Raw genomic sequence first — 6,694 nt, forward strand, 5'->3', positions numbered from 1 at the left:
TTCTTACCATATATAACTTCCAACATTTCTTTCTTCATAAGGAGCCAGTACCTTTCGGCGCATGAAGCCTTCTTGTTGTCTTTATTATCAAACAGAAGCAACGAGTAAATGTTACGGTTGTCCAAGAATGATTGATGAAGAACGAAAGAAAAGGAGACAAGAAATCAGGGCATGTATAAAGACATAAGAAAACTATGCTAACATTTTGCTAACGCAATCCAATGAAAAGCAGTATAACCCCGTTAAAGATGTTACAGTAATAATTTAGCAAAATCCTGATATACCGCACTTTTTGCAAGCATCGTACAAGATATTACACACTCTCACCTTAGAGGCGGCATGATGTAATCTGCCCCTGAAACCCTTGTTATATAAGTATTTTGTAGTGGTTTGTAAACAAAATGCTAACATAATGAAAAACAAAAGAGACTTCTCGTTAGTTGACTTAACTTGTGGGAAGTTTCTTTTTTTATTTCTGACGTGGAGATATACGTTTTTCGTATTTCCGATCTAAAGCAACTCTTCGCTAGAAGCGTAGGAATTGCTTTGGCCTTTGCTATAAAATAAAATAAAAATCAAGCTATTCGGCAATGGCTTTTTCGCTTTCAATTAGGTTAAAGGGAATGAGGTTTGGAGGGGGTTTATGCATCTACATAATGTGAATTGCGGCCATTTACATTTGATGTGTAAAAATCCAATTAAAAAATCCAATTATGATAGAATCTGCTTATAGCATTACTGTTTTGGTTAGGAGGACAATATGAGGCGGACTATTCTATATATGATATTAATTTTTGCTTTTATGACGGCATTTGGATTCTCGATTTATTTTTATCAACAGTCACAGATAGACGATGAAAAAATTATGGCAGCGATGACTTCTGAACATGACCTTCCGATATATCATTTTGCTTTAATTGGAGAAGAAATGAATCATGAGTATTGGCGTTTAGTCGGACAAGGTGCGAAGACAGCAGAGGCAAACCATGATGTTTATGTTGAATATGGAGGGCCTGAGCGTTCTAATCCTGATGAGCAGCTTAAGCTATTAGATATGGCGATTAAATCAAAAGTAGATGGGATTATTGTGCAAGCGCTTAACGATCAATTTATGCCGCTTATTAATCAGGCAGTGAAAAAAGGTATTCCCGTTATTACGATTGATACAGATTCTTCAGAAAGCATGCGTGATGTCTATATTGGGACTGATAATTACTTAGCAGGTCAGTTAGCAGGGAAAGCATTAGTTGAGGATACGCAAGGGGAAGCGACGGTCGGGATCATCTCCGGCAATTTTGATAATGCCCTGCATCAGCTTCGTGTAAAAGGGTTTACTGATATTGTAGAGCAGTTTGAGGGAATTAAAATTGTTGCCATGGAAGAATCGGATATCTCTAGAGTAGATGCGGAGGAGAAAGCATATAGAATGTTAACCGAGCATTCTAACATTACAGCTTTTTATGGGACGAGTTCTTATAACGGGGTTGGTATCGTAGCTGCAGCAAAATCTCTAAAAAAAGAGAATGAGATGTATGTAATTACTTTTGATGCGATCGATGAGAATATTCAATTGTTAGAAAAAGGTGACATCAACGCTATTGTTGAACAACAGCCTTTTGAGATGGGAAATCGAAGCGTTGAGAAGATGTTAACGATTATTGAAAATAAGCCATTCCAGGACTTATATTATACAGACTTATCGATTATTCGGAACTCCGACTTGCCCAATATAAATAGTCAAGAGGGTGGGTCCTCGTGATTAAAATTCAAACGAAGTTACTCATTTATTTTGCTAGTATCCTTCTGTTACTAATTCTGTTGTTTCTTATTCGGGAACAGAGTAACGATAAAGTCATGGATCTTTATAATGAGCATGTTGACTATTTTTTTCTCTTAAATGAAATTACGAAAACGACGAATCAGACCTTTCAGTCGTTGCAAATTTATGTTCACGAACCTTTATCCGAAAACCTGTATCACTATCAAAAAGATAAAAAACAGCTACTTCAGTTACAACAAATTTTTAAGGAAACTGAAAAGGACGGAATCTCCAAGAAAAACGTTCTAAATATGATAACGAGTTTTATTGAGGAAACGGAACAGGTAATAGAAGGTATAGCAAACCAAGATATACAAGAGTATTCTATTTATTTAAATGAAGCGGAGAGAACAGCTAGTTATATTCATGAGAGAACACTTGATATCATTAATGTGGAGCTTACAAACTATCATGAGTTATCTGTCGTTATAGATGAAAAGGTTATCAATACAAAGAAAATGGGGACTGCGATCATTATTGCAATCATTTTCTTCAGTATTTTATTCGCCATCTGGTTTTCTAATGGAATCACGAGAACAATAAGAAGGTTGACAAAGGCGGCGCAAGAAATATCATCAGGTCGTTATACTGGGAAGGATGTCACTGTTTCACGGAAGGATGAGCTGTGGTTTTTGACGAAGACATTTAATGAAATGAAAAGGAATATCCTCGAGTCGGTTAGCGAATTAGAAGAAAAGGCAAGGTTAGCTCAACTGTTAAAAGAGATGGAATTGAAAAGTTTGCAAAATCAGATCAATCCGCATTTTCTGTTTAACACATTAAATACCATTTCAAAAACCTCTTATATTGAAGGGGCGGAACGAACGAGTGACTTGATTTCCTCTGTTTCCACCTTACTTCGCTATAACATCGGCAATATAGATCGGCAAACGACACTGAAAGACGAAGTCGAAATTATAAAGGAGTATTTTTTTATCCAAAAAGCACGCTTCCGTGATCGAGTAGAGTTTATTGAAAATGTAGATCCTAGTTGTCTATCAACGCCACTTCCATGTCTAACGCTTCAGCCTATCGTTGAGAACGCTTTTATACACGGAATTGAAAGCATGGCTGAGGGAGCAAAAATTGAAATTCATATTTACCATGAGGATGAAATGGTGTGTATAGATGTTAAAGACAATGGGGTGGGGATGGATCAGAAAACAATTATTCGATTGTTAGGTAAAGAGGAAGAAACTGATTGCACTTCATCCCAAAAAGGATCAGGCCATTCCACTGGAATCGGAATGAAAAATGTGATGGACCGGCTTAAATTATTTGATAAAGAAAGTACATTTACGATCTCTTCAAGCATTGGAGAAGGTACAAAGGTTAGCATTCGATTAAACAATAATTCAGGATAGGGGGGCATGATGTGATAAAAGTAATGCTGGTTGACGATGAACCGATTGAGAGAGAAGGTATTAGCTTAATGCTTAGTAAGAATCGGTCCAACTTTGAAATTGTGGCGGAGGCTCAGAATGGAAAGGAAGCAGTGGAACGTGCCCTAATCTATAAGCCGGATTTAATCTTTATGGATATAAAAATGCCTGAATTCGATGGCATTGAGGCAATAAGGCAAATCGTGCCTAAGCTTCCTAATACAAAATTTATTATGGTATCGGCCTTCGATACGTTTGATTATGCACGTGAGGCAATGAAGTTTGGGATAAAAGAGTATTTGTTAAAACCAAGTAAAGTTAGCGAGGTATTAAAAGCCTTCGATCGCATGATAGAAGACATCGAGAGTGAAAAACAGAGAGTGACAGAAACTAAACAGGTCAATCGTCGTCTTGAAAGAGTCCATTCCTTAGTAGAGAGAGATTTTATTGTTTCTCTAATTATGGATCATGTCCATGAGGTTGATCAGGGGGAGTGGGATGAATGGTTAGGCCTGGGACTCGAACATAAGAAAGGGTTTGCAGCCGTTTTTTCGTTTGAATCAGAAAGTCTCCACCCAGATCGTGAGGAAAAAAGCCGCTGGTATCGAATACTGAAACAAGTATTACACGAGCAAAGCCCCTCTTGTTTTATCGGTCCGTTAACTGGGTTTCAGGTTCCTGTACTAGTGTTATTTACAGATCATGAAACAAAAGAAGACGAAATCAGACAAGATTTTGTACGTACGATTCTTCATCAAGTGCAAAAGAAGTTAGAGCAATGTCGTCTGTATGCTGGGGTTGGAATGCTTGTATCAAATGTGAATCACTTTTCTAATTCCTATAAGGAAGCCATTTATGCGTTGGAGTTAGTTCATAGTCATCGAAGTGCTACTTATATGGTTTATAATGAAAGGTTGAAACAAAAGCGAAAAGAATTGATTCCTTTTGAAGTAGAAAAAGAGTTAGTAGAGGCTGTTAAAAAAGGTGATATGCAAAAAGGACTACAAATGTTTGAATCTTATTTTCAATCGATTCAGCAAGCTACTGACTTTCAAGTAAAACTCGTTCAAAAAGCGATGGAGGATTTCTTTATTGTGTTAACCCGTTCTATGAAAGAGCTTGGATTTGATGGAGATATTCAAGTTGGATTAGGGCAATTAGAAACGACGATGCAAATCAAAGAAGTTGCTAAATCACAACTAATAAATATTACCGAGCATTTGGGGGAGTGGCGAACAAACGGAATGAGAGCTTTACTTTTACAGGCTAAGGAATATATTGATAGCAACTATCACAAGTCTATTTCTCTTGAAGAGGTTGCCGAAGAGATTGGCATTAGCTCTTATTATTTAAGTAAGTTATTTAAAGATAGGTTTCAAGTCACCTTTATGGAGTATTTGAAGCATACTCGAATACAAAAAGCAATCGAGCTACTATTGGATGGAAATATGCCATTAAAGGAAATAGCGTTGAATGTAGGATATAAAGACCCGAATTATTTTAGTACAGCTTTTAAAAAGGAAATCGGTATGAGCCCGCGTGAATATCGGAATAAGTATCATCAGTAAAACAGCGATCATGGATTGCTGTTTTTTCCTTTTTTATCAAAGGTTTTTAGAAAATGATAAGCTTTTACAAGAATTTAGAGGTATCTACAAGAAAGTAAAGAAGAAAGCGCTGTCTGGAATGCGTTTTCATGATAATTTTAATGTATTGAAAGTGTTTTCACAGATTCTATTATCAATTAATGAAAACGAAATCATTAGTGAAGATTGTTGTAGTAGGTGGATTCGTTTCGATAAGTGTCACACTAGATTACAAAGGTAACAAAGAAATACTTGTTTATGAGAGAGGGGAGGAAGAAAGAGAAATTAATTTCTCTTTTGTCACGTATGATGAAGAAAAATAGTACGTTATACATTGTGTTAATTACACTCGTTGCAACATTGGGTGGACTTTTATTTGGATATGACACAGCTGTAATTTCGGGAGCTGAAGGGTCACTTCAAACGTATTTTGCAGATAGTTTAGGTCTTAGTTCCCTTGTACATGGGATTACAGTTTCAAGTGCATTAATTGGTTGTATTATCGGAGGGCTTATTTCAGGTTATTTTGCAACTCGATTTGGCAGAAAAAATACGCTAATCCTCGCTGCATTTTTATTCTTATTGTCAGCCCTAGGATCTGCGTTTCCTGAATTTTTATTTTTTACAAAAGGTGAGCCTTCCATTGCTCTATTAATTACCTTTAATATTTACCGCATCATTGGGGGAATTGGTGTTGGGTTAGCATCGGCAGTCTCACCAATGTATATTGGGGAAATTGCACCTGCTCGTATAAGAGGTACACTAGTTTCTTTAAACCAATTTGCGATTATCTTTGGGATGTTAGTCGTTTATTTTGTTAACTGGGGAATCGGACGAGGACAATCAATGGAGTGGATTAATGACGTTGGTTGGCGCTATATGTTTTTATCAGAGGCCATCCCCGCCTTGCTGTTCTTACTCCTATTGTTTACAGTTCCAGAGACACCACGATATTTAGTTTCTAAAAATCAGGATGAGAAGGCAATGGCAGTCCTTTCTAAAATTTATGATCAAAAAATGGCAAAAGCAACAATGTATGAAATTAAGAAATCCTTTGATGTAAATAAAGCTAAATTATTCTCATATGGTAAAGGGATTATCGTGATCGGGGTTTTATTATCTGTATTCCAGCAATTTGTCGGGATAAATGTTGCGCTTTATTATGCTCCACGAATTTTTGAAAGCATGGGAGCGGCAAGAGATGCATCCATGTTCCAAACGATCGTTATGGGCTTAGTGAATGTGTTATTTACGTTAATTGCTATTTTTACAGTAGATAAATTTGGTAGAAAGCCGCTGTTGATTATTGGTTCGATAGGAATGACAATTGGTATGTTTGGGGTGGCCGGTATGGCATTTTCAAACACAATTGGAATCTGGACATTAATTTTTATTATTATCTACACAGCATCATTTATGATGTCATGGGGTCCGGTGGTTTGGGTACTTATTTCCGAGATCTTCCCTAATAAAATCAGAGGGCAAGCTGTAGCAATTGCTGTAGCGGCACAATGGACAGCTAACTATTTTATTTCATCGACGTACCCAGCGATGATGGAATTTAGCGGAGGTTTAACGTATTCATTCTACGGAATTATGAGTTTACTTTCAGTGATCTTTATTTGGAAGTTTGTACCTGAAACGAAGGGTAGATCATTGGAAGAGTTAGAGACTATTTTGGTTAATAAAAAGAGTGCATAGATGGTAATTGATAAATAGGACAGATTTATAAAGATCTCACATTTGTGAAGGCTACTGAAAAAGGTATGGTTTTGACCTTTTTCAATGGCCTCCATTTAAAAACTTGTGCCATCTCAATGGAACAACCTATGGACCGTATTCAGCTGGAGGCTTTCTTGGAAGAGAATCAAGAACAACTCTTGAGGGTGAAGGGGTTTATCAGACTA

Annotated in this window: 6 protein-coding genes; all 6 read left to right on the forward strand. The window is 36.8% G+C overall.

From position 1 onward, the window contains the following. Positions 1-61 precede the first annotated feature (61 nt). The gene (locus AC1FXP_RS23170) at positions 62-187 is read left to right on the forward strand and encodes a (2Fe-2S)-binding protein (RefSeq protein WP_480064287.1); all 126 of its coding nucleotides are present in this window, start codon (positions 62-64) and stop codon (positions 185-187) included. A 573-nt stretch (positions 188-760) separates the two neighbouring features. After that, positions 761-1,759, forward strand: a complete 999-nt coding sequence (locus tag AC1FXP_RS23175) for a sugar-binding protein (protein ID WP_480064288.1) — start codon at positions 761-763, stop codon at positions 1,757-1,759. Further along, positions 1,756-3,183 carry a sensor histidine kinase gene (locus AC1FXP_RS23180; protein WP_480064289.1) on the forward strand — a complete coding sequence of 476 codons (1,428 nt, stop codon included), beginning with the start codon at positions 1,756-1,758 and terminating at the stop codon, positions 3,181-3,183. Before AC1FXP_RS23175 ends, AC1FXP_RS23180 begins: the two co-directional genes overlap by 4 nt. An 11-nt stretch (positions 3,184-3,194) precedes the next feature. Then, positions 3,195-4,769, forward strand: a complete 1,575-nt coding sequence (locus AC1FXP_RS23185; protein ID WP_480064290.1) for a response regulator — start codon at positions 3,195-3,197, stop codon at positions 4,767-4,769. A gap of 327 nt (positions 4,770-5,096) precedes the next feature. Continuing rightward, entirely contained in the window at positions 5,097-6,488 is a 1,392-nt protein-coding gene (gene xylE / locus AC1FXP_RS23190; RefSeq protein ID WP_480064291.1) for a D-xylose transporter XylE, read from the forward strand. Between the two features lie 65 nt (positions 6,489-6,553). Further along, positions 6,554-6,694: GTP-binding protein (locus AC1FXP_RS23195; RefSeq protein WP_480064292.1), on the forward strand; the 141-nt coding region annotated here is incomplete at its 3' end.

The sequence above is a fragment of the Halalkalibacter sp. HAAS-P013 genome, assembly GCF_056619925.1.